The 539-nt window shown below is 42.9% G+C and carries 1 protein-coding gene; it reads left to right on the top strand.

Going from position 1 to position 539, the window contains the following annotated elements; all coding sequences use genetic code 11:
* Window positions 1-182, top strand: a 182-nt coding sequence (locus tag IE158_RS13675; protein ID WP_229839150.1) for a hypothetical protein, incomplete at its 5' end; no start/stop codon positions are given.
* Window positions 183-539: the final 357 nt, after the last annotated feature.

The following is a 539-nucleotide window of genomic DNA, read 5'->3' as shown; positions in this document are numbered from 1 at the left end:
AAGGGCAGTTGGTGGAGCCAACTGGGGAATTGCAATATGATGCAATCTACACCCGGAAGCTACTTAACGCTTTCACTCAAATTGCCAACAAGTACAATGGCGGCACAAATAACACAACTTATGGTGGGAAACTCGAATTGGCTTACGATGCATTCTACAAGGTGTTGGATAACCACGAATAAATTTATATCCCGTAAGCATATAAATGGCGCAGAGCATGCTTTTTACATGCCCTGCACCTCCTAAATATTATGACATTTGATTCCGCTAGCCTGGGAATTTAAATATCATGCTTGTATCATATTCCTCCCACCTGTCTGCCTTCTGATATATACACCCATCCGGGGGGAGAATCCGATAACTCTCAGAGATATCGTATAAGGTGGACAGGAGTAGTTATACCTTAGGTAACAGCTGCTAGGTATATAGTACTGCTACCAAGACTTAAGCAGATTTAAGGTCTAAAAGCTTAGTTGTAAGTAGCTTCCGGGTGTAGACTAAGTCATCAGACGACTTGACCCCCAACTGACTCCTGAAGA

This window comes from Deinococcus piscis, assembly GCF_014653275.1.
Taxonomy (GTDB): domain Bacteria; phylum Deinococcota; class Deinococci; order Deinococcales; family Deinococcaceae; genus Deinococcus; species Deinococcus piscis.
This window is presented reverse-complemented; position numbering and strand designations above follow the sequence as displayed.